Here is a 20,709-nt window from a genome sequence, read left to right as displayed (position 1 = left end):
AGGAACAGACATGACCGACAAACACACACTGTGTATTTTCGATGAAGACCTCAAGGCATTGAACAATGACGTGCTGGATCTCACCCGGCGCGTCGGCGATGCACTCGACGGCGCGCTTGATGCCCTGCTGTCGGGCGACGCCGCGAAGGCCCGGGCAGTGATCGCCAGTGACCGCCAGGCCGACGACCTGCAAACCCGCATCAACGCACACACGGCACGCACCCTGATGCGTCAGCAGCCCATGGCCAATGATCTGCGCGCCATCCTCGCCGCAGCACGCATCGCGCCGCACCTGGAGCGCATAGGCGATTATGCCAAGAACACCGCCAAGCGCAGCCTGCGCCTGAATCGGGCCGTCGATGCCGAAATCGGCGCGCAATTGCGATGGATGGTGACGCGCATCCAGTCCATGCTACGCCGTGTCGGCGAGGCCTACGCTGCGCACGATGCCAAGGCGGCCAACGTCGCCTGGGCCGACGACGCCGAACTGGACGCCGTGTATTCCAAGCTGTTCGCACATCTACTCACCATAATGCGCGACGACCGCGCCCGCATCGACGACAGTACGCAACTGCTGTTCATCGCCAAGGGTCTGGAGCGCGCTGGCGACCATGTCACTGACATCGCCGAGGAAGTTTATCTGATGGTCACCGGCAAACCGCTTCAAGGGCCGCGCCCCAAGGTGGATGAAAGCGGCGTCGATTCGAATGCCGCTGCGTGAGTTGCCACTCGCGCGTTTCAACGCAGACCGGTGGTAATCAAAAACTTTTATGGGGAAGACGGTAGCTGCCTCCCCGATACGCTCATTAACGCCTGCTGCCGCCACGACTGACTGATGTCCAGCATACACAAGTCATCAGAGCGGTATTAGCAATATTTAACAATTGCCAGTAATGAATCACATCAAAGCCACGTATTAACGTGGCTTTTCTTTTTTATGCCTGGAACATCTGAAATGGCGGGTAGCGGTAAGCAGGCATTTTTCATGGTTTATCAATGGTATGTTTTTTGATGGCATTAATTAATATCATTGAATATATGGATAATTTAGCATATAAACATGATTAAGCTTGGATGCGACACTGCCTCGCATTGTACATAGCTCAATTCAGCAGCAGATAATGACCAGCAAGATTCACAATAGCTGCTAGAAGCGGAATTAACAGGCTAAATACGCGCCCCTTGAGCAAGCTGGAGACACGCAACTTGACATTTTTCACCCAAAAAACCGGGAAGCTGGGCTCATGGGTTGATAATTTGAAAGTGTTGATTGATGAGCTGGATAAATAATTGTCGCAGCAGGTAACAATACAGCCATTATTTACGTATGCATGGGAGAATTTATGACAGAACCAACAATCATCTGCCCGAGTTGTAACACCGAAATCAAACTGAACGAATCGCTTGCCGCTCCGCTAATCGCGGCGACACGCAAGCAATTTGAGCAACAACTGGCGCAAAAAGACAATGACATCGCACAGCGCGAACAGGCTATGCGCGACAAGGAAAAGCAGCTGGCAGAAGACAAGCGCAAACTCGATGATCAGGTGGCCGATCAAGTTGCGGCACTGTTGAAAGAAGAACGCTCTCGCGTTATTGCCGAGGAAGCCAGGAAAGCTAAACTCGCCAGTGCTGCCGAACTGGATAACAAGGCACGTGAACTGTCCGAATTGCAAGAGGTACTAAATACAAATAATGTAAAACTGGCCGAGGCACAGAAAGCGCAAGCTGAACTAATCAAGAAGCAGCGTGAGCTCGATGATGCCAAGCGCGAACTGGAACTCACGGTAGCAAAGCGGGTGCGGGACGGATTGACCGACGTCCGCACGCAAGCCAAAAAAGAAGCCGAGGACGAACAGAAGCTCAAGGTAATGGAGAAAGAGCAGACCATTACCGCGATGCAAAAACAGATTGAAGACCTCAAGCGCCGGGCCGAGCAAGGATCACAACAATTGCAGGGTGAAGTCCAGGAGCTGGAGCTTGAAAACTTGTTGCGCATCAAATTTCCTTTCGATGCCATTGAGCCGGTACCCAAGGGTGAATATGGCGGGGATGTGTTGCATCGCGTTATCGGAGCAGGCGGCCATTCCGGCGGCACCATTTTGTGGGAGTTCAAGCGCACCAAAAACTGGAGCGATGGCTGGCTGGTAAAACTGCGTGGAGACCAGCGCACCGCGAAGGCAGAAATCGCCGTGATCGTGAGCCAGATATTGCCAAAAGGCGTTGAAACTTTCGAAATGGTAGACGGCGTCTGGGTAACCCATCCCCGCGCCGCATTGCCGGTAGCGATGGTTTTGCGCCAGTCATTGCTGGAGCTTGCGCTTGCGCGGCAGTCCACCGAAGGCCAGCAGACCAAGACCGAAATGGTCTACCAGTACCTCACTGGCCCGCGTTTTCGCCAGCGGGTAGAAGCGATAGTCGAAGCGTTTTCCACCATGCAGGAAGACCTGGACAAGGAAAGAAAAGTCATCATGAAGCAATGGGCCAAGCGAGAAGAGCAGATTATGCGCGTGATGGGGGCGACGGTGGGGATGTATGGGGATTTGCAGGGGATTGCGGGGAAGTCGTTGCAGGAGATTGAAGGGTTGAGTCTTCAGGCATTGGATGCCCCAGTTGCGAACATTAGGAATGCGGCGGAATGATGACAACAGGTTTCGACAACAGCAGCAATAAGACTATCGTCCTGAAAGGCGATTCTCGCAAAACTGCACCGATGTTTTGCTTGATGTTTTCGTCCGCGAGAACCAATGGACAACTATGCCACTAAGTGGCACAATTAACAAATGAAACGAGTTTTCAAAACCCGCCATTTTAGTCGCTGGATGCGAAAAACAGAGTTAACAGACAACGCGTTATCAAATGCGGTGGAAGAAATGGTTAAGGGGCTGATCGATGCCGACCTCGGTGGCGATGTTGTAAAAAAACGCATCGGGCTTGCAGGCCGGGGCAAGCGTGGCGGCGCCAGAACACTGGTTGCGATCAATAAGGGAAACAGATGGTTCTTCGTCTTCGGGTTTGAGAAAAATGAGCGCGCCAACATCGCGGACGATGAACTGGAGGCGTTGCGGGACATCGCTGAACAGTTGCTGGCCAGAACAGGCCGGCAGCTTGATGAGGCAATTGAAGCAGGTGCGTTACAGGAGATTTGCCATGACAAAAAAAACCAGAACTAGAAGCCAAATTTTAGAAGCCGTGCATGAGACGGCCAGTGATCTGAGCCGACTGGGTTTTATCGACAAACGCAAAATGCGCAAGTTCGACTTGCTGTGTCTTGACCCGATACCAGCCTACGACAGCGAGAAAATCCGCGCGCTACGCGACCATCTACAGTTAAGCCAGTCGGTGCTTGCCGCAGTGTTGAACACCAGCCTATCGACAGTGCGTAAATGGGAAATCGGCGAGAAGCATCCCAGTGGACCGTCACTGAAGTTGCTCAATCTCTTGGAGCGCAAAGGGCTGGAAGCTGTTCTTTAATTCGGGATGCCGTGGATAGCGGGCGCATCAAACGTAAAGACCCACATTCGAAATCGTCTAAATTCACTTAATATCTGCCTTATTGGGGCTAGGATTTTTACTTGACTCGAAAACGGCATATCTAAAAAAACACATATAATTCAAATGCTTTTTATATGATTTGGAAACGGCACAGCAATTTTATGAAAGAAAAGTCATCATGAAGCAATGGGCCAAGCGAGAAGAGCAGATTATGCGGGTGATGGGGGCGACGGTGGGGATGTATGGGGATTTGCAGGGGATTGCGGGTAAGTCGTTGCAGGAAATTGAAGGCCTAAGTTTTCCTGCTTTAGAGGATAATTCCTCTTTGTAATGGTATTGGGGTACTGAAATGAAGAGTGAACCCGTCGCTTTCAATGTGCCCTGCATTGACCTTGAAAAATTCATGCAACAGCTGGGATGGGCATTCTGATAGGAATTGAGGGGGACGGAGAGGATGTTTGGAATGTCAAAGACTCAACTAAACAAGCTGATAATTGAAAAATTCCGCGCACTAGACAATGTGGAGATTGAGTTCGGCGATCACATCACAGTCATATGCGGGAAGAATGGAACATCCAAGTCATCCATTCTTGGCATAGCTGCGCAAATTTTCAATTTTGAAAAAGACTACATTAAAGATGAAGCTCTTTCTTTTCAGCAAATTGCTGGCGGCTCTTTCAAGTCCCAATACAGCGAGCACTTCAGAATCTCTGGTAAGTTTGATGTTCCTGGTTCCATGACGGTTAATATCGAACTTTTTGATGGATATACCAATCAGCCAGCAACAGCCACTTTACAACTTGATAAACGAGGCAAGTTACCCAGACCCGTGGTCAGAAAAAACAGTACGGCGCCGACTAGCGACCTGGCGAGTAGAAACTTCACGCATCCTGTCATTTTCCTGAGTTTGAAGCGTCTCTTCCCGATTGCGGACAGAAAGTACAAGACCTGTGACTTTAATTACCTGAAACAGCACAAGCAAGAATTCATAGGGCTCACCAATGAGCTTCTCAATCGTGGTTCATCTCATGCCACAGGTACGGATGGAACGATCAGTTCAGCCGTAGCGCATGGCGACAATTATGACCACGAGTCTGTTTCCGCAGGCGAGGATAATGCTGGTCAGATCATCTTGGCGCTAATGTCTTTCAGAAAATTGAAAGAAGAATACCCCGACTACAAAGGCGGGTTACTACTGATTGATGAGGCTGATGCGGGATTGTTCCCTACTGCGCAGGTGAATTTATTGAAGATGCTTGATCGGAAGTGCAAGAGCTTGAATCTTCAGGTTGTCATGACATCGCACTCACCGACCTTGATTGAATATGCGTTTGAGCAAAGTCAGAAGTTCAGGAAAAAATTCAAGACGGTTTACCTGAGCAACACTTTTGGTACTGTTCAGGTGATGCAGGATTGGTCCTGGGTGCAAATCAGTGCGGACATAAACACGAAAACTGTTGCCACAATATCTGGCACAACTTTGCCGAACGTCAATGTCTATTTCGAGGACAAAGAGGCCGCAGATTTCTTTGCTGCACTGATGATCAGGCAGCCAGTAAAGAAGTTCATGACTTTGATGACAGAGGCGACGCTTGGATGCGGCAACTACTTGAATTTGATAAAGAGTAAAGTGCCTGAATTCGCTGAGAAAGGCATCATCTGTCTGGATTCGGATGCTGCTCAAATGGTCAAAGGCAAGAACTTCAGGACGATTGTCCTTTTGCCTGGAAATTTGCCACCCGATCAGTTGATTTTCGAGCACCTGTACAATCTTCCTGCCAGTCACGATTTCTGGAAGAACGACTTGCAGTTCACGCGGGATGTGTTCACCAATTATGCGGCTGAGGTAATAAGGGAGTTTGTCATCAGCGGAAAAAGCGTTGATGTAAAGGAACACTTGGCTGCGTATAGGGGGGATAAGACCCCACGAGAAATTTTCAAACGGTTTTACAAGGATGCCGAATTCCAGAAGCTGGTCACCTCTGGCGCAAAACCCCATAACCCGTGGAAACATTGGGTCGAAAACAATCCAGATGCCAGCAATGCGTTTCTGACAAAATTCAAGGAAGCTATCCACGGTGTGATGAAGAATGGTTACGCCGTGGATGTGGCCAAGTTGACCGCACTGGAAGTGAAGTTTAAGAAGGTATAGAGATGTTCTCAAATAGACTGTACAGCCCCTTGCGCTACCCTGGCGGAAAAGCACCATTCGCCCCTTTCATTGCCAAGGTGATGGAGGTCAATGGCGTTGGAGGTGGTCATTACCTGGAGCCATATGCGGGTGGAGCCGGTGTAGCGCTGGAATTGTTGTTTCATGGTCATGCCAGCCATATCCATATCAATGATGCTGACCCTGCGGTTTATGCTTTTTGGGTCTCCGTTACCAAGCATTCTGGTGCAGTTTTAGAGCTGCTTGAGTCCACGCCTATCACGATTGAGGAATGGTACAAGTGGCGCTCGGTTCTCCGTGAGGACTGTAAGGCTAGTTTGGTTGAGAAGGGTTTTGCGACCTTGTTCATGAACAGAACGAATCGTTCCGGGATTCTGAAGGCGGGGGTCATCGGCGGCAAAAATCAACATGGTAATTACAAGCTGGATGCGCGATTCAAGAAAGATGTAGTTGCTGCACGCATCCAATCAATTGCCAAGCGAGCGAACGACATTACAGTGTATTGCGAAGATTCACTGCATCTCTTAAACAGGTGTTCTGAATTTCTTCCGAAGAAATCCTTGATCTATCTCGACCCGCCTTATTACGTCAAAGGCAAAGGATTGTACCGAAACTATTATGTGCATGACGATCATGTCGCCATTGCCAAAACAATCCAGAGGAAGCAATTCAAGTCGCGTTGGGTGGTGTCTTACGACAATGTCGAGGAAATTTGCGCCATGTATCAGCTAAGCAAGTCACTTAGTTATGGGTTGAATTACACGGCGCAACGGCGATATGTCGGCAGCGAGGTGATGTTTTTCAGTCAGAACATTGTTGTTCCCGATGAGGCTATCCCGCAAACCAAAGCAGTCGCCTGACAGCCGCTACATTCGATAGGTTAATGAGCAACAAACAAAAACTAGAACTCATCTGGAAAAGCAAACAGAACCAGCCTAAGCTGAAGCTGAAGGCCAGCAATCTGATAGAAGGCACTATGTGCTAATCCCGCATACCGTGATTGGGCTAATATGATGTTGGATGGCACGGCAGGGCGGTGTGGATGTATCAGGACTTGCGAAGTTTAATGACGCTATATGTGTAATGGCAGTTGCTCAAAAACCTGAATTGAATTTTAAATGAATTTCGACTTTTCCACGCTTGATCTATTGCGCCAAAGCCATCCGGCGAGGCGTTTGTTGCACTCGGATCATGCACCGCTGGGGGAGAGTTTTTTGCAGCGGGTGTTTATCGTGCCGAACGTACGCGTTATGGCGCAAGCTGATTTGGCAGAATCAATTGAAGACGAACAGTTTGCCTTGCGCGAGAGTTTAGGCTCAGATGCTTTTCCCAAGTCTGCACTTGAGTACCTCAACGACATAGCAGCCCCAGAAGGGTTTTTAGGATTGAGAATATATCCTCTGCGTTGGTCGCTGTCATGAAGAAAATTATCATTATTGCCGGGCCGAATGGGGCGGGGAAAACGACTTTTGCGCGTGAATTTTTGCCCAATGAGGCAGGATGTCCGCAGTTCGTGAATGCGGACTTGATTGCGGCGGGATTGTCGCCATTTGCGCCGGATGTTGCTGCGATGAAGGCTGCGCGTATCATGCTGGAAAGCATCACAGAACTTGAACATCGCGGCGAAAGTTTTGCATTCGAGACGACGCTTTCAGGTTTGATTTATGTGCGCCGCATTCGCCGCTGGCGTGAGGCCGGTTACCACGTCACGCTGATTTTTCTGTCATTGCCCAACGCGCAAATGGCGATTGACCGAGTAGCTGAGCGTGTTCGCCAAGGTGGGCATAATGTGCCGAGTGATGTAATCCGCAGACGTTTTACGGCGGGAATGAGCAATTTTGAGCAGCGCTATCGAGATGCAGTGGATGCTTGGGCCATGTATAACAATGCGGGCGATGAGCCAGTGTTGACTAATTGGGGAGAAAAGCCATGAACCAGAAAAAAATAGAACTCGCAAAAGATCCTGATTTGATGGGTTCCTGGGTCGCAATCCGCCGTGCTGCAAAACGAGCGGCACAAGTAGCGGCCAGCACGAATACTGAGCTTATCGTCTTGCGGAATGGGAAGTGTGTGCGTGTGAAGCCAAGCGGGGAGCAAAAGCCCTGATGAACCGTCATGTTAACGCTATTGCAGGGAGATTGAGTTTACGCGCGCCGCAACGCCATTTTGCTGAAGATACTGGGTCGCATTACTGAAATTTTGCCGCAGCAGAGATGCGGACATTGCTGTTGCGCTGAAGATCATTTGCAGTGACTTTCCATCGGTCAAAAATTTCGAGCGCGAATTTCCTTCTCTGTGTTTTGCGCTCGCTACGGGGGTGGGCAAGACGCGGCTGATGGGTGCGTTCATCAGCGGTATGTGCTGAACCCGCATACCGCGATTGCGGCCAATATGATGCTGGATATCAGGGCAGGGCAGTTTGGATGCCATCAGGACTTGTGAAGTTGATGATGCCTATGTGTAATGGCAGTTGCTTAAAAAACGTGAACTAAATTTTCAATGAATTTCGACTTTTCCACTCTTGATCTATTGCGCCAAAGCCATCCGGCGTGGCGTTTGTTGCGCTCGGATCACGCACCTTTGGTAGCGAGTTTTTTGCAGCGAGTGTTTATCGTGCCAAATGTGCGTGTTATGGCGCAAGCTGATTTGGCTGAGTCACTTGAAGATGAACTGTTTGCCTTGCGCGAGAGTTTAGGCTCAGATGCTTTTCCAAAGTCTGCAATTGAGTACCTCAACGACTGGGCGAGCACTGACAAGGGGTGGTTACGCAAATTCTATGTTCAAGGTTCGGATGAACCGAATTTCGATCTTTCTCCGCCAACCGAAAAAGCGATTACTTGGCTGGCAACGCTCACTCAGCGCAGCTTTGTTGGCACTGAGTCGCGCTTGCTTACCCTGTTCGAATTGCTTAAGCAGATGAGTGAGGGATCTGAATCTGATCCTCAAACGCGTGTTGCTGAATTACACAAGCGGCGTGATGAAATTGACAGGGAAATCGAACAAATATTATCGGGTGATATTCCGCTGTTAGATAACACCGCATTGAAAGATCGCTTTCAGCAATTCACGCAATTGGCGCGAGAGCTGCTAAGCGATTTTCGTGAGGTAGAGCATAATTTTCGTGGTTTGGATCGGCGCGTGCGGGAGCGCATCGCACTGTGGCAAGGCTCAAAAGGAACGCTACTGGAAGAGATCATGGGCGAGCGAGATGCCATTTCCGACTCGGACCAGGGGCGCAGTTTTCGCGCATTCTGGGATTTTTTGATGTCCAGTCGGCGGCAGGAGGAGCTGTCGGTATTGCTTGAGCGGGTGTTGGCCTTGCCCCCAGTCATTGAACTCAAGCCTGACAGCCGAACACGTCGTGTCCATTATGATTGGTTGGAGGCGGGTGAGCATACGCAGCGCACTGTTGCCCAACTTTCGCAACAATTGCGGCGTTTTCTGGACGACCAGGCCTGGTTGGAAAACCGCCGTATCATGGATATTTTGCACGGTATCGAAACTAAAGCGTTGGCAGTACGCGAATCTCAGCCGTCAGGTGTGATGATGGACATTGCAGATTCTGCCGCTGATATCGAGTTACCGATGGAACGACCACTACACACGCCTTCCGTCAAACCACAAATCGCCGATATCGTGTTGGAAGCGGGTGATGTCGATATAGATGCCGGCGCCTTGTACTCGCAAGTCGTTATTGATAAAGCGCAACTGGTTAGACATATTCGACATGCTTTGCAGGATCGCTCACAAGTTACGTTGTGTGAGCTGTGCGAAATGCAGCCGCTACAACGCGGACTGGCAGAGCTGGTGGCCTATCTCCAGCTTGCGGGTGACACTTTCAAGGCCGTGGTGTACGAAGAGGTGACCGATGAAATTTGCTGGCGCAGAGATGAATCGGATGGACAAGAACACGCGAAGCGGGCACGGTTGCCGCGTGTTATTTTTGTGAGATGAGTATGGCAGAGCAAGAACTTCAACCAGAAAATGCCGCTGCAACGAATGCGTTATCAGCCTTGGTCATCACGTTACTCAAAGGCGTGATCTACCAGGAAGGTGATGCCAGCCTTTGGAATGCCTTGCTCAGTCTGCAAGCTCGCGTGCGTGATTATGTGACGGTGTTGGGCCTGGAATTGGTGCTGGACGAGTCCGAGGGGTATGCATTCTTGCGAGCACGTTTGGAAGTTGAAGGCGAAGGTGTTGCCAAGCTACCGCGACTGGTGGTGCGCCGTCCGCTGACTTTTCCGGTGAGCTTGCTGCTGGCACTGTTGCGCAAGAAATTGGCCGAGTTCGATGCAAGCGGGGGTGACACACGCCTCGTATTGACTCGTGATCAACTCGTCGAGCTGGTTCGCGTGTTCTTGCCCGATAGCAGTAATGAGGCGAAGCTCATCGACCAGATTGAGACGCATCTCAACAAGATTGTCGAGTTGGGATTTTTGCGCAAGCTTAAAACTGGCGCAGGACAACCCGCAGCATTCGAGGTGCGTCGCATCATCAAAGCCTTTGTAGATGCGCAATGGCTGAATGATTTTGATACGCGACTGTCAGCGTATCAGGTGCAGATCAATGCAACTTCGGCAGGTGATTCCAGTGAGTAAGATGCAATCAATGGAGCTGGATTTTGTCAGCGATGATGCGCTATCCGGATTCCGCTTGCACCGCTTGGAAGTGTTTAACTGGGGCACTTTCGATGCACGGGTATGGACGCTGAACCTCGACGGTAAGAATGCCTTGCTCACGGGGGACATTGGATCGGGGAAATCCACGCTGGTAGATGCCGTTACTACATTATTGGTTCCGGCGCATCGTATCGCATACAACAAGGCTGCCGGTGCTGACAACAAAGAGCGCACGTTGCGCTCTTATGTGCTTGGGCATTACAAGTCCGAGCGCAATGAGGTGAGTGGAACGGCCAAGCCGGTGGCGTTGCGTGACCACAATAATTATTCGGTAATTCTGGGCGTTTTTCATAACGCGGGCTATGACCAAACGGTGACGCTGGCACAGGTATTCTGGATGAAGGATGCCCAAGCACAGCCTGCGCGCTTCTTTGTCTGTGCAGAAAAGGCGTTGTCGATTACAGCTGACTTTGCACATTTCGGTACAGACATCGTTCAGCTCAGGAAAAAACTGAGAGGAATGGGCGCGGACATATTTGACAGTTTTCCACCTTACGGGGCATGGTTTCGGCGTCGCTTTGGCATTGAAAACGAACAGGCACTGGAGTTATTTCATCAAACCGTGTCAATGAAATCGGTGGGTAATCTCACTGATTTTGTGCGCAGTCATATGCTGGAACCATTTGACGTTGCGCCACGAATTAGCGCTTTGATTGGCCACTTCGATGATCTCAATCGCGCACACGAGGCCGTGCTTAAAGCCAAACGGCAAGTTGAGATGCTGTCCCCGTTGGTTGCAGACGGCGATCGTCATGCGTCGCTGGTTACTTTGGTTGATGAGTTTCGCGCTTGCCGCGACGCGCTTAGTCCCTACTTCGCGGGATTGAAACTTGGCTTGTTGGAAAAACGCGCAGCTAACTTGCTGGAGGAATGGACAAGACAAGATACCCAGGTCAAACGTGTTGAAGCACAACGTGATGCACAGCGCGTTGAAGTGGCTGAGCTCAAACGCAGCATTGCCGATAACGGCGGCGACCGTGTGGAACGGCTGACGATTGAGATCAACAAGAAGGAACAGGAGCGCGAGGTGCGTGAACGCAAGGCGCAGCATTACGCCGAGCTGGTGCGCGCCGTAGCTGAAAGTCCCGCAGCGGATGAGGACGAATTTTTGCGGCAACGGCAACGATTTATTGCATCGGCTGAAACCACGCGGGCGCGAGATGCCAGCCTGCAAAACAATTTGACTGAGCACAGCGTGAGCTTGCGGCAAGGTAAGCAAGAGCATGACGCGTTGACTGCCGAGATCAGCAGTCTGAAAGCGCGACTCAGCAATATTCCATCGGAACAAGTGGCCATGCGGGCAGCCTTATGCAAGGCACTCAACTTGTCTGAAGAGGAGATGTCCTTCGCTGGCGAGTTGCTCCAGGTACGTGAAGAAGAGCGTGACTGGGAAGGCGCGGGCGAAAGGCTGCTGCGCAGCTTCGGTTTGTCTTTGCTGGTACCGGATGAACGCTATGCAGCGGTCGCTGAGTGGGTTGATAAAACGCACCTGAAAGGTCGTTTGGTTTATTTCCGTATACGTCAGAATTCTCGGGCTGATTTGCCCAGCCTGCACCGCGACTCTTTGGCGCGCAAGCTGGCGATTAAGCCTGACTCTGGCTTTTACGATTGGCTGGAACGTGAACTGGCACATCGTTTTGACGTGGCCTGCTGCGTCACTCAAGAGCAATTTCGCCGCGAGACGCGGGCGATCACGCGTGCAGGACAAATCAAGGCAGGGGGTGAAAGGCACGAGAAGGACGACCGTCATCGTTTGGATGATCGTAGTCGTTACGTGTTGGGCTGGACCAATGCAGCCAAGATCGCTGCGCTTGAAGATAAAGCCAGAAGTTTGGAGAAACGCCTGGGCGAGTTGGGCAGCCTTATTGGGAAGATTGAATCAACTCGTAGAGAGCTTCAAGCATTCATCACGGTGCTTTCGAAGCTGGAAGTGTTTGCCGATTTTCGTGAAATTGACTGGCGGCCCCTAGTACTAGAAGTGGCGGCGTTAATCGATGAAAAGAAAAAGCTGGAGTCGGCTTCCGACGTGCTAAAGCAACTGGCTGAACGGTTGGGTGCTATTGAGGCAACATTAATCGCCACGGAAGAACAGCTTGAAGAACACAAAGACAAGCGATCCAAAGCAGAGCAGAAAAAAATAGACGCCGAAGCATTGCGGCTGCAAACGCAAGCAATACTGGATGAACCGGCCTATGCAATTCACTCAGCGCGCTTTGAGCGCCTGGATACGATCCGTGGCGAAGCGTTGGGTGAGCATCAGCTCACGGTTGAATCGTGTGATAACCGTGAGCGGGATTTGCGTGAGTGGTTACAAGTCAAAATCAATGCAGAGGATGCAAAACTCAAACGTTTGCGCGACAAAATCATTCAAGCGATGGCAGCCTACAAAGAAGCGTTCAAATTGGAGACCTCAGAGGTAGATGCCAACATCGAAGCTGTTTACGAATATCGCGCCATGCTCGATGCACTACAGGCCGACGACTTGCCGCGTTTTGAGGCGCGCTTCAAAGAATTGCTGAACGAAAATACGATACGCGAAGTCGCCAACTTTCAATCGCAGTTGGCGCGCGAGCGAGAAACGATCAAGGAGCGTATCGCACGCATCAACGAATCGCTCACGGGGATCGACTACAACACGGGGCGTTTCATACAGCTTGAAGCTCAGCCTACGCCGGATGCCGACATCCGTGATTTTCAAACTGAACTGCGCGCCTGTACGGAAGGAGCAATCACGGGTTCAGACGATAGCCAATATTCAGAAGCAAAATTCCTGCAAGTGAAGCTTATCATTGAGCGTTTTCGCGGGCGTGAAGGCATCTCTGAGCAAGATCGGCGCTGGGCAACCAAAGTAACCGATGTGCGCAACTGGTTTGTGTTCGCAGCCAGTGAACGCTGGCGCGAGGACGGTAAGGAGCACGAACATTATTCTGACTCGGGCGGCAAATCGGGCGGACAAAAAGAGAAGCTGGCTTACACCATTCTTGCCGCGAGTCTGGCCTATCAGTTCGGTCTTGAATGGGGAGCAGTGCGATCGCGTTCCTTCCGGTTTGTGGTGATCGACGAAGCTTTCGGACGAGGCTCTGACGAGTCCGCGCAGTATGGTTTGCGCCTGTTCGCCCAACTCAACTTGCAACTCTTGATTATCACGCCTTTACAGAAGATTCATATCATCGAACCTTTCGTGTCCAGCGTCGGTTTCGTTCAAAACGAAGAGGGTCGCGCTTCCAAGCTGCGCAATCTTTTGATTGAGGAGTATCGCGCAGAGAAGGCGAAAATTTCGGGATGAGCTGGACAAGACCGAAAGACTTCCGGACTCAGCTAGAAAAGCTGTGGGAACGAGGGGATATGCTGTCCAGCCTTGTCACAGGGGCACCACTGTTCCCGCGACGCTTGATACTCAAATGTCCCACCTCGACTGAGATGGCTGATCGTTTTGACGAGGTTCGAGCATGGGTCGGAGAGATTCGAGCCGTTCCGCACTGTCGGGTGGAGACGCGGGCGTTCAACCACCGTATTTTAGGGACGAACTCCATTCCCGCCGAGGTGTGGATCGATAGCTTCGATGTTGCCGCAACATTCATATCCAAGCGTAAAGAGGTTGCCCGATTTGTTGCTTTGATAGAAGAGACAAAACAATTTCAGCCAAAACTGTTGGACTGGCTAGCTAGACGTCCCATGCGCGCGCTCGATTTAGCAGATGACTGGAGTCGGTTGCTGGGGATTGTCGCTTGGATGCGGGCTCATCCCAGGCCAGGCGTTTATCTGAGACAGATCGACATTCCGGGTGTACACAGCAAATTCATTGAAGCACATCGCAGTGTACTGACTGAATTGTTTGATAGGGTTTTAGACCCCGAAACGATTGACTTTACCGCGACTGGCGCGAGCGGCTTTGCAACGCGCTACGGATTTCGCGACAAGCCGCTGCGCATTCGATTTCGTTTGCTTGATCCTAAGGCTACGCTGAACAAGTCCGTTCGCGTTGAGCTTGTCGAAACGAACACCACGCAAATCAATAGCTTGAAAATTGCTTCGACAGGCTCAGCCCGAACGGAGGGACTTATTCAGTATTTCCCTAATCAAATTCTAAGCACACATGGTCAAGACATCACGCTTGATGCCGCAAGCTTCGCTCAGCTCAATCCACTGGTTACACAGGTTTTTATTATTGAAAATGAGATCAATTTTTTAGCCTTTCCACTGTTAAAGGACAGCTTGGTAATCTTTGGTTCCGGGTATGGATTTGAAATGTCGAGACAGGCCAATTGGTTATTGCGCTGTCGTATTTATTATTGGGGTGATATTGATACACACGGTTTCGCAATTCTCGATCAACTGCGCAACCAGTTCGCACACGTGGAATCGTTATTGATGGATCGAGCCACTTTACTTAAATTCGAGCCGCTCTGGGGCGTGGAAGAGAAGCAAACTCAGCGCGACTTGCCTAGACTCACCCCCGAAGAGCTTTCTCTTTATAACGACTTGCGTGATAACCGGATACGTAAAAATATTCGGCTAGAGCAAGAAGTAATCGGCTTTGGGTGGCTCGAAACGGCATTAGAAAGGCTTTCAGATAGTCGATGAATTGTAACAAGTGCTCTATCGTTTTGTCCGAAATTACTTGGCCACTACAATAGGGTCATGGGTTGTAAGATCGATCCATTAAGAGAGTTTTTTCTGAAAGGGCGGAGCATCATGAAAGCGAAGCGCAATACGAGCAAATCAATCAAGGAACCCAGGCTATCCAGAACCCATGCTCCGGCTGATATTACACCAGTCGACTGGCAGCGCGCGTTGCGACGCCAGTTTGGGCGCGAACAGTCGTTTGATCTGGAATGTCTTGGAGCCGAACCATTTTTCTCGGATTATCGTATCGGCAATCCACAGTCCAAGAGCAGCTATCGCGTGGCGATTCGCGGGTTGCGTCCGGGCGACAATTTCTGTTCTTGTCCGGATTATGCGACCAATGAGCTGGGCACTTGCAAGCACATCGAATTTACTCTGGCAAAGCTGGAAAAGAAACGCGGTGCCAAGGCGGCGTTTGCGCGCGGTTACCATCCGCAGTTTTCCGAGTTGTATCTGAGAAACGATTCTGGTCGGGCTATTCATTTTCGCGCCGGGATGGATTGTCCAGCGGCAGTGAGCAAGGCGGCTGCGCTGCTGTTTGACGAGTCACGCGGCTGGGTGTTGCGTGAGAACTGTTTTGGCGAATTGGGGCGCTTTGTCGCGGCAGTGGCGAAAACTGGCCACGAGTTGCGCGCTTATGACGATGCGCTCGACTTTGTCGCCGGACAGCGCGATGCGGAGAGCCGGGTGGCGGCGTTGGATGGCCTGTTCCCGCGTGGCGCAAATGATCCCTCGTTGAAGAAGCTGCTCAAGGCGCCGCTCTATGCCTACCAGGCCGAGGGCGCGCTGTTCGCGGTGCGTGCCGGACGTGCACTGATCGGCGATGAGATGGGCTTGGGCAAGACTATTCAAGCCATCGCGGCAGCTGAAATTCTGGCGCGGCATTTCGGAGTATCCAAGGTGCTGGTGATTTGCCCGACTTCGCTCAAGTACCAGTGGCAGAGCGAGATCGCACGCTTTGCCGGGCGTGAGTCGCGGGTTCTTACGGGCGGTCTGGTGCAACGCCAGAAGGACTATGCGCTGGACGATTTTTGCAAGATCACCAACTACGAGAAGCTCAAGTCCGATCTGGATTTGATTACTTTCTGGGCGCCGGAACTGGTGATCGTTGACGAGGCGCAGCGGGTGAAGAACTGGAACACCATCGCGGCGAAGGCGCTCAAGCGCATCGACAGTCCTTATGCCATCGTGTTGACCGGTACGCCGCTGGAAAACAAGCTGGAGGAGCTGATCTCAATTGTCCAATTTGTCGACCAGCATCGCCTCGGCCCGACCTGGAAGCTGCTGCACGAGCATCAGGTCAAAGACGAGGCAGGACGCGTGACGGGTTATACTGGGTTGGAGAAGATCGGTGAGACGCTCGCGCCCGTCATGATCCGTCGACGCAAGTCCGAGGTGCTGCAACAGTTGCCGGAACGCACCGACCAGAACTTGCTGGTGCCGATGACCGAGATGCAGATGATCCTCCATCAGGAGAACGCCGACATCGTAGTAAAAATCGTGCAGCGCTGGCGCAGGATGAAATTCCTGTCGGACACGGATCAGCGGCGGCTCACCTGCGCCTTGCAGAACATGCGTATGTCATGCAACAGCACTTATCTGCTCGATCAGGAAACCGATCACGGCGTCAAGGCCGATGAACTGGCCGCGTTGTTAGACGGCCTGCTTGTGCAACCGGAAACAAAGACGGTGGTGTTCAGTCAGTGGACGCGGACGCACGATATTGTCATCCGCCGGTTGGAGGCGCGCGGCATTGGCTACGTCAGCTTTCACGGCGGCGTGCCGTCCGAAAAACGTCCGGCGCTGATTGAGCGTTTCCGCGATGATCCGGGCTGCCGGGTGTTCCTCTCGACCGATGCCGGCAGCACGGGGCTTAATCTGCAACACGCGTCCACGCTGGTGAACATGGACTTGCCTTGGAACCCGGCCATCCTCGAACAACGCATCGCGCGCATCCATCGCATGGGGCAAAAGCGACCGGTGCAGATCGTCAATTTTGTATCCAAGGGAACGATCGAGGAAGGCATGCTCTCGGTGTTGGCGTTTAAGCGCTCGCTTGCGGCAGGCATTCTCGACGGCGGCACGGGCGAGATTTCGCTTGGCGGTTCACGCCTCAACCGGTTTATGAAAGATGTGGAGAATGTCACTGGCCACATGGGCGAGGGTGAGGCCGTCAGTCCGGCGGAAGAGGCAGGCAACATGGCCTCCGCATCCGGGACGGAGCCGGTATCTGCCGACGACAAGACTGATGCTGGTGTGGAGGCGCGGGAAGCTGATGATGTAGCACCAAGCCAAGCTGGCGCTGATCCTTGGGGGCCGCTATTGCAGATTGGCTTCCAGTTAATCTCCGCGCTGAAAACGGCTAACGATGGCGCTACCTCATCACATCCTTGGATTGAACATGATCCTGCGACCGGTAGCTGCAGCCTTAAAGTGCCTTTGCCACCACCAGAGAGGGCAAAAAAAATTGCTGATGCGCTTTCAGTGTTGGCGGATGCTTTGCGGGGCAAGTAGCTTCAGGCTGGATGGCATACTCGGCGATGCTGGAAGTCGACTAAGAAAACGCGGATTTATTCGTCATCCCCGCGAAAGCGGGGATCCAGCTAATTGATTTAACTGGGTTCCCGCTTTCGCGGGAACGACGATTGTGAATTAATCAGCGTTTCCCTAAAAATCAGAGTGAGTAGTCAGATTAACGAACGTCTAAAGTACAAAATGTCAGGTTATCGTTTGAGACAGGCTTTGGTATAGGCAATGCAGCACTATATGAATCGCATCAGCATCATCCGTTATATTTAAATTGTCGTTATCATTTTCTGGAAAGACAAGATCAGATAATCCGCTGACATTGAACTTTAAGGGTTCCATCAACCAAATTTTCTTTGGCTCATCTAAATCCACAAGGTGGCAATATATATAACCATACAATATTGAAGAGCCAGGATCTGCAACGGCTGAAAACTTAAATCGTAATTTATGTCCAGCGAACCCGATATTAAATTCATCATTAGTAAGTGATGTTACTTTGGCACCTTGCAGGGAAAATTTTGAGTTACTTAGCTGGGCTTTAATATTCGAATGGAATATTTCAAATTGTTTTTTCAAGGTTGAGTGCCTTGAATCTACGTCATTCAAAAGGTCCAGCAGATTTTCTCTTGTAAACATGGTGTTCTCCCAAAGATCTATGTGTTAATTGTTCAATTGTTATATCTCGGTGAAATTTTACATGGCTTAGGTGCCATGCTCAATCAATAAAATGGGCGCTCGGCTACAATCTAACAGCTATAGCGGCGAAGCGGAACCATTTTCAAAACCAATATTTTGGACGCTTATAGCGATGCCTTGTCCAGCATGAAAAACACCGTTATCCCATATTTGTCATATCCAAAAAATGATTTTCAGTAGTATAAATCTGCCGAAATTCACACTAGCAATCATTCGGGCCACTTCGTCGGCAACTGTTCCCATTGATTTCCCCTTATTCTGATAACCGCGAACTATTAATGGACCTTCTCTAATACGGCACTGAAGTCGAGGTTATTGCACCTATGGCACTGATGGGATGCATCCAGAAACTGTTCGAGTCTACTGAGGCGTAGATATAAAATCTGAAATTTATTCTGGTACCTCATGCCATGAGTTACCCTTGTGCCACAGGCAACTTTAAGCGAACAGCATATGAATCGGACAGAACGTTTCTACAAAATTGAGCAACTGCTGATTTCACGTCGGGTCGTACCCATTTCTGTCTTTCTGGAAGATCTTGGGGTTTCACCGGCCACGTTTAAACGTGATCTGGATTACCTGCGTGACCGAATGAAAATGCCCATCGAGTGGGATCATAAAGCCCGAGGATATCGGTATGTAACAGACAATCCAAATGACCAATCCTCTACCTTGCCCGGTCTGTGGTTCACTGCATCAGAAGTGCATGCCCTGCTGACAATGCAACACCTGCTCGCAAATCTTGGCAATGGTTTATTGAGCAGCCATATTGCACCCTTGCAGACCCGCCTTAAAGCCCTGATTGGCAGTGCTGACCATAGCGTTGAAGAAGTCGAGAAGCGTATCAAGTTAGAACACGCCACCAGGCGCACCTTGCCTCTTCAGTGTTTTGAGACGATCGCCACAGCAACGTTGCAACGCAAGCAATTACAAATAAATCACTTCAACCGCCAGAACGGGCAAGAAATTACCCGCATTATTTCACCACAGCAGCTTCTGTTCTATCGGGATAACTGGTACGTCGATGCATGGTGTCATCTAAGAGAAGGAATCCGTAGTTTCTCTATTGATGCTATCCGTCATGCGGAATTGCTGGCGGCACCGGCAATAGAATTGTCGCAACAAGAATTCAAGGAATACTTCGAAAAAGGCTACGGTATCTTCTCAGGCACAAAGGTGGCTTGGGCAAAACTCAGGTTCACCCCACTGCGGGCACGATGGGTCGCCACAGAACAATGGCATCCCGAGCAACGATCCTGCTTTGATAAAGATGGATATTACTGCCTGGAAGTCCCTTATTCCGATGACCGCGAACTATTGATGGACATACTCAAACATGGCACTGAAGTTGAAGTTGTAGCACCTGTGGAAATGAGAAATAACGTTCGAAAATTGCTTGAATCGACTTTGGTGCAATATAAAACCTAAAATTAATTTTTAAGTAGCTCACGCCATGAGCTACTACCCTCATTATCATGGGCTTATCCAAATTCAATCAATAAGGAGAAACCCATGTGGAAAGAAATCAAAATCAACCCAGACCGGGTGGTGTTTTTTGGATGTATGTTTGGGGGGATTGTGTTGGCTGTTGTGAATATGGTTTATTGAGAGTTGGGGGCTGTTCTAATAATGATTGCAAACACACACAACTTTTCGCAGCATTGTGTCGTCAAAATGCTGAAAGGAATGCTGTGCGGGGTATTACATTTTACATTCACTGTGTAATTTGTAAGGCCCCAAGCATTCTGTAAGCTGGAACAGCCTGCCCATCAACTTAACCCATTCTTCCGAAGAAATAAAAAACTGTTCCGTAGCCATGATAAGAGCGTCCGCTTTCAAACCAAATCATCGATTCTGAACGATTAAATACCCTCGGCTACCCGATTAGTTGTTTTTGTAGGCGTCAGAGCGATGGGCAACTTTGTTTACATTCACAACCAAAACCTCATCTCTAATTTCATAGGCAATACGATATGAACCTTGTTGCACTCTATAATTTTCTTGACCAGATAATTTTATACAACCTTCAGAGCGAGGGTTATCAGCTAAAAATTCGATACATTTAAGCAGTTTGGGAACGTCTTCTTTCGGAACGTTTCGCAAATCCTTGCTTATAGACATTTTTGAATGTTATTTTATATTTGGCCATGCGTTCTTAAGTCGTTGAGCAATTCTTCATAGCTCATTTCTTCTTCAGAAGCGCGACTGGAAACTGCTTTCAAATCTTCTTGATCCTCACACATCAAAAGACGAACAGCTTCATCAATTAACTCTGATACAGATACATGCGTAGAAGCAGCTCGCATCTTTAAAGCTTGGTGGATATGTGGTTCAAAATAAACTGTTGAACGTTTCGATAAATTACTCATAATCATATTCCTTCATTTTGCTTTGAAACATTACAGCGTCATAACGTTATAACTCCAATTTGAGAGAGTTAAGGGGTAAATTGTTTAAAAAAAATCAATAAAATAAATAAAATAAATTGTTAAATTGTTAAATTGTTAAATTGTT

The 20,709-nt window shown here is 50.0% G+C and carries 20 protein-coding genes; 16 read left to right on the top strand and 4 right to left on the bottom strand.

Translation table 11 applies throughout. The features are described from left to right. The first annotated feature begins 10 nt into the window (after nt 1–10). From phoU to MJ769_RS10135, 10 genes are all read left to right on the top strand, one after another. On the top strand, nt 11–721 hold the full coding sequence (phoU, locus tag MJ769_RS10180; RefSeq protein WP_239236907.1) for a phosphate signaling complex protein PhoU: 711 nt from the start codon (nt 11–13) through the stop codon (nt 719–721). 622 nt (nt 722–1,343) lie between these two features. Beyond that, complete coding sequence (locus MJ769_RS10175; RefSeq protein ID WP_239236906.1) at nt 1,344–2,642, top strand: DUF2130 domain-containing protein; 1,299 nt, start codon at nt 1,344–1,346, stop codon at nt 2,640–2,642. Between the two features lie 141 nt (nt 2,643–2,783). Next, nucleotides 2,784–3,173 carry a type II toxin-antitoxin system RelE/ParE family toxin gene (locus MJ769_RS10170; protein ID WP_239236905.1) on the top strand — a complete coding sequence of 130 codons (390 nt, stop codon included), beginning with the start codon at nt 2,784–2,786 and terminating at the stop codon, nt 3,171–3,173. Then, the gene (locus MJ769_RS10165; RefSeq protein WP_239236904.1) at nt 3,151–3,474 is read left to right on the top strand and encodes a helix-turn-helix domain-containing protein; all 324 of its coding nucleotides are present in this window, start codon (nt 3,151–3,153) and stop codon (nt 3,472–3,474) included. Before MJ769_RS10170 ends, MJ769_RS10165 begins: the two co-directional genes overlap by 23 nt. Nucleotides 3,475–3,673: 199 nt before the next feature. Then, complete coding sequence (locus MJ769_RS10160) at nt 3,674–3,826, top strand: hypothetical protein (RefSeq protein WP_239236903.1); 153 nt, start codon at nt 3,674–3,676, stop codon at nt 3,824–3,826. A 132-nt stretch (nt 3,827–3,958) separates the two neighbouring features. Beyond that, nucleotides 3,959–5,647, top strand: a complete 1,689-nt coding sequence (locus tag MJ769_RS10155; protein WP_239236902.1) for an AAA family ATPase — start codon at nt 3,959–3,961, stop codon at nt 5,645–5,647. A 2-nt stretch (nt 5,648–5,649) separates the two neighbouring features. Continuing rightward, on the top strand, nt 5,650–6,525 hold the full coding sequence (locus MJ769_RS10150) for a DNA adenine methylase (RefSeq protein ID WP_239236901.1): 876 nt from the start codon (nt 5,650–5,652) through the stop codon (nt 6,523–6,525). A 258-nt stretch (nt 6,526–6,783) separates the two neighbouring features. Further along, nucleotides 6,784–7,086, top strand: a complete 303-nt coding sequence (locus MJ769_RS10145) for a DUF3375 family protein (protein ID WP_239236900.1) — start codon at nt 6,784–6,786, stop codon at nt 7,084–7,086. Further along, nucleotides 7,083–7,598: a zeta toxin family protein gene (locus MJ769_RS10140; RefSeq protein WP_239236899.1), complete on the top strand. Its 516-nt coding sequence runs from the start codon at nt 7,083–7,085 to the stop codon at nt 7,596–7,598. The genes MJ769_RS10145 and MJ769_RS10140 overlap by 4 nt, the downstream gene beginning before the upstream one ends. After that, nucleotides 7,595–7,771, top strand: a complete 177-nt coding sequence (locus tag MJ769_RS10135) for a hypothetical protein (protein WP_239236898.1) — start codon at nt 7,595–7,597, stop codon at nt 7,769–7,771. The genes MJ769_RS10140 and MJ769_RS10135 overlap by 4 nt, the downstream gene beginning before the upstream one ends. Nucleotides 7,772–7,789: 18 nt before the next feature. Here the strand turns inward: MJ769_RS10135 and MJ769_RS10130 are convergent, their stop codons facing one another. Beyond that, nucleotides 7,790–8,095 carry a hypothetical protein gene (locus tag MJ769_RS10130; RefSeq protein ID WP_239236897.1) on the bottom strand — a complete coding sequence of 102 codons (306 nt, stop codon included), beginning with the start codon at nt 8,093–8,095 and terminating at the stop codon, nt 7,790–7,792. 69 nt (nt 8,096–8,164) lie between these two features. Here MJ769_RS10130 and MJ769_RS10125 point away from each other — a divergent pair, with 69 nt between their 5' ends. The 5 genes from MJ769_RS10125 to MJ769_RS10105 all read left to right on the top strand — a co-directional run bounded on the left by MJ769_RS10125 (nt 8,165) and on the right by MJ769_RS10105 (nt 17,484). Further along, nucleotides 8,165–9,619 (top strand): DUF3375 domain-containing protein, encoded by a 1,455-nt coding sequence (locus MJ769_RS10125; RefSeq protein ID WP_239236896.1) that lies wholly within the window; start codon nt 8,165–8,167, stop codon nt 9,617–9,619. Nucleotides 9,620–9,621: 2 nt separating this feature from the next. After that, entirely contained in the window at nt 9,622–10,263 is a 642-nt protein-coding gene (locus MJ769_RS10120) for a DUF4194 domain-containing protein (protein ID WP_239236895.1), read from the top strand. A gap of 1 nt (nt 10,264) precedes the next feature. Next, entirely contained in the window at nt 10,265–13,630 is a 3,366-nt protein-coding gene (locus tag MJ769_RS10115; RefSeq protein WP_239236951.1) for an ATP-binding protein, read from the top strand. After that, nucleotides 13,627–14,928: a DUF3322 domain-containing protein gene (locus tag MJ769_RS10110; protein WP_239236894.1), complete on the top strand. Its 1,302-nt coding sequence runs from the start codon at nt 13,627–13,629 to the stop codon at nt 14,926–14,928. The genes MJ769_RS10115 and MJ769_RS10110 overlap by 4 nt, the downstream gene beginning before the upstream one ends. Before the next feature lie 111 nt (nt 14,929–15,039). Further along, nucleotides 15,040–17,484, top strand: coding sequence for a DEAD/DEAH box helicase (locus MJ769_RS10105; RefSeq protein WP_239236893.1), 2,445 nt, complete (start codon nt 15,040–15,042; stop codon nt 17,482–17,484). A gap of 204 nt (nt 17,485–17,688) precedes the next feature. Here the strand turns inward: MJ769_RS10105 and MJ769_RS10100 are convergent, their stop codons facing one another. Then, on the bottom strand, nt 17,689–18,135 hold the full coding sequence (locus MJ769_RS10100) for a hypothetical protein (protein ID WP_239236892.1): 447 nt from the start codon (nt 18,133–18,135) through the stop codon (nt 17,689–17,691). A 513-nt stretch (nt 18,136–18,648) separates the two neighbouring features. Between MJ769_RS10100 and MJ769_RS10095 the strand changes: the two genes are divergently transcribed. Further along, entirely contained in the window at nt 18,649–19,623 is a 975-nt protein-coding gene (locus MJ769_RS10095; RefSeq protein ID WP_239236891.1) for a helix-turn-helix transcriptional regulator, read from the top strand. Between the two features lie 456 nt (nt 19,624–20,079). On the opposite strand, the gene MJ769_RS10090 is transcribed toward MJ769_RS10095, so the two are convergent. Next, the gene (locus MJ769_RS10090) at nt 20,080–20,316 is read right to left on the bottom strand and encodes a type II toxin-antitoxin system RelE family toxin (RefSeq protein ID WP_239236890.1); all 237 of its coding nucleotides are present in this window, start codon (nt 20,314–20,316) and stop codon (nt 20,080–20,082) included. A gap of 14 nt (nt 20,317–20,330) precedes the next feature. Further along, a complete protein-coding gene (locus MJ769_RS10085) occupies nt 20,331–20,564 on the bottom strand; it encodes a ribbon-helix-helix domain-containing protein (protein WP_239236889.1) in 234 nt (77 codons plus the stop codon). Nucleotides 20,565–20,709: the final 145 nt, after the last annotated feature.

The organism is Candidatus Nitrotoga sp. BS (assembly GCF_927797785.1).
Taxonomy (GTDB): Bacteria; Pseudomonadota; Gammaproteobacteria; order Burkholderiales; family Gallionellaceae; genus Nitrotoga.
This window is presented reverse-complemented; position numbering and strand designations above follow the sequence as displayed.

What these genes read in the sequence shown, in the direction of transcription:
- phoU (WP_239236907.1), top strand. Translation starts at nt 11, where the DNA reads ATGACCGACAAACACACACTGTGTATTTTCGATGAAGACCTCAAGGCA.
- MJ769_RS10175 (WP_239236906.1), top strand. Translation starts at nt 1,344, where the DNA reads ATGACAGAACCAACAATCATCTGCCCGAGTTGTAACACCGAAATCAAA.
- MJ769_RS10170 (WP_239236905.1), top strand. Translation starts at nt 2,784, where the DNA reads ATGAAACGAGTTTTCAAAACCCGCCATTTTAGTCGCTGGATGCGAAAA.
- MJ769_RS10165 (WP_239236904.1), top strand. Translation starts at nt 3,151, where the DNA reads ATGACAAAAAAAACCAGAACTAGAAGCCAAATTTTAGAAGCCGTGCAT.
- MJ769_RS10160 (WP_239236903.1), top strand. Translation starts at nt 3,674, where the DNA reads ATGAAGCAATGGGCCAAGCGAGAAGAGCAGATTATGCGGGTGATGGGG.
- MJ769_RS10155 (WP_239236902.1), top strand. Translation starts at nt 3,959, where the DNA reads ATGTCAAAGACTCAACTAAACAAGCTGATAATTGAAAAATTCCGCGCA.
- MJ769_RS10150 (WP_239236901.1), top strand. Translation starts at nt 5,650, where the DNA reads ATGTTCTCAAATAGACTGTACAGCCCCTTGCGCTACCCTGGCGGAAAA.
- MJ769_RS10145 (WP_239236900.1), top strand. Translation starts at nt 6,784, where the DNA reads ATGAATTTCGACTTTTCCACGCTTGATCTATTGCGCCAAAGCCATCCG.
- MJ769_RS10140 (WP_239236899.1), top strand. Translation starts at nt 7,083, where the DNA reads ATGAAGAAAATTATCATTATTGCCGGGCCGAATGGGGCGGGGAAAACG.
- MJ769_RS10135 (WP_239236898.1), top strand. Translation starts at nt 7,595, where the DNA reads ATGAACCAGAAAAAAATAGAACTCGCAAAAGATCCTGATTTGATGGGT.
- MJ769_RS10130 (WP_239236897.1), bottom strand. Translation starts at nt 8,095, where the DNA reads ATGGCATCCAAACTGCCCTGCCCTGATATCCAGCATCATATTGGCCGC.
- MJ769_RS10125 (WP_239236896.1), top strand. Translation starts at nt 8,165, where the DNA reads ATGAATTTCGACTTTTCCACTCTTGATCTATTGCGCCAAAGCCATCCG.
- MJ769_RS10120 (WP_239236895.1), top strand. Translation starts at nt 9,622, where the DNA reads ATGGCAGAGCAAGAACTTCAACCAGAAAATGCCGCTGCAACGAATGCG.
- MJ769_RS10115 (WP_239236951.1), top strand. Translation starts at nt 10,265, where the DNA reads ATGCAATCAATGGAGCTGGATTTTGTCAGCGATGATGCGCTATCCGGA.
- MJ769_RS10110 (WP_239236894.1), top strand. Translation starts at nt 13,627, where the DNA reads ATGAGCTGGACAAGACCGAAAGACTTCCGGACTCAGCTAGAAAAGCTG.
- MJ769_RS10105 (WP_239236893.1), top strand. Translation starts at nt 15,040, where the DNA reads ATGAAAGCGAAGCGCAATACGAGCAAATCAATCAAGGAACCCAGGCTA.
- MJ769_RS10100 (WP_239236892.1), bottom strand. Translation starts at nt 18,135, where the DNA reads ATGTTTACAAGAGAAAATCTGCTGGACCTTTTGAATGACGTAGATTCA.
- MJ769_RS10095 (WP_239236891.1), top strand. Translation starts at nt 18,649, where the DNA reads ATGAATCGGACAGAACGTTTCTACAAAATTGAGCAACTGCTGATTTCA.
- MJ769_RS10090 (WP_239236890.1), bottom strand. Translation starts at nt 20,316, where the DNA reads ATGTCTATAAGCAAGGATTTGCGAAACGTTCCGAAAGAAGACGTTCCC.
- MJ769_RS10085 (WP_239236889.1), bottom strand. Translation starts at nt 20,564, where the DNA reads ATGAGTAATTTATCGAAACGTTCAACAGTTTATTTTGAACCACATATC.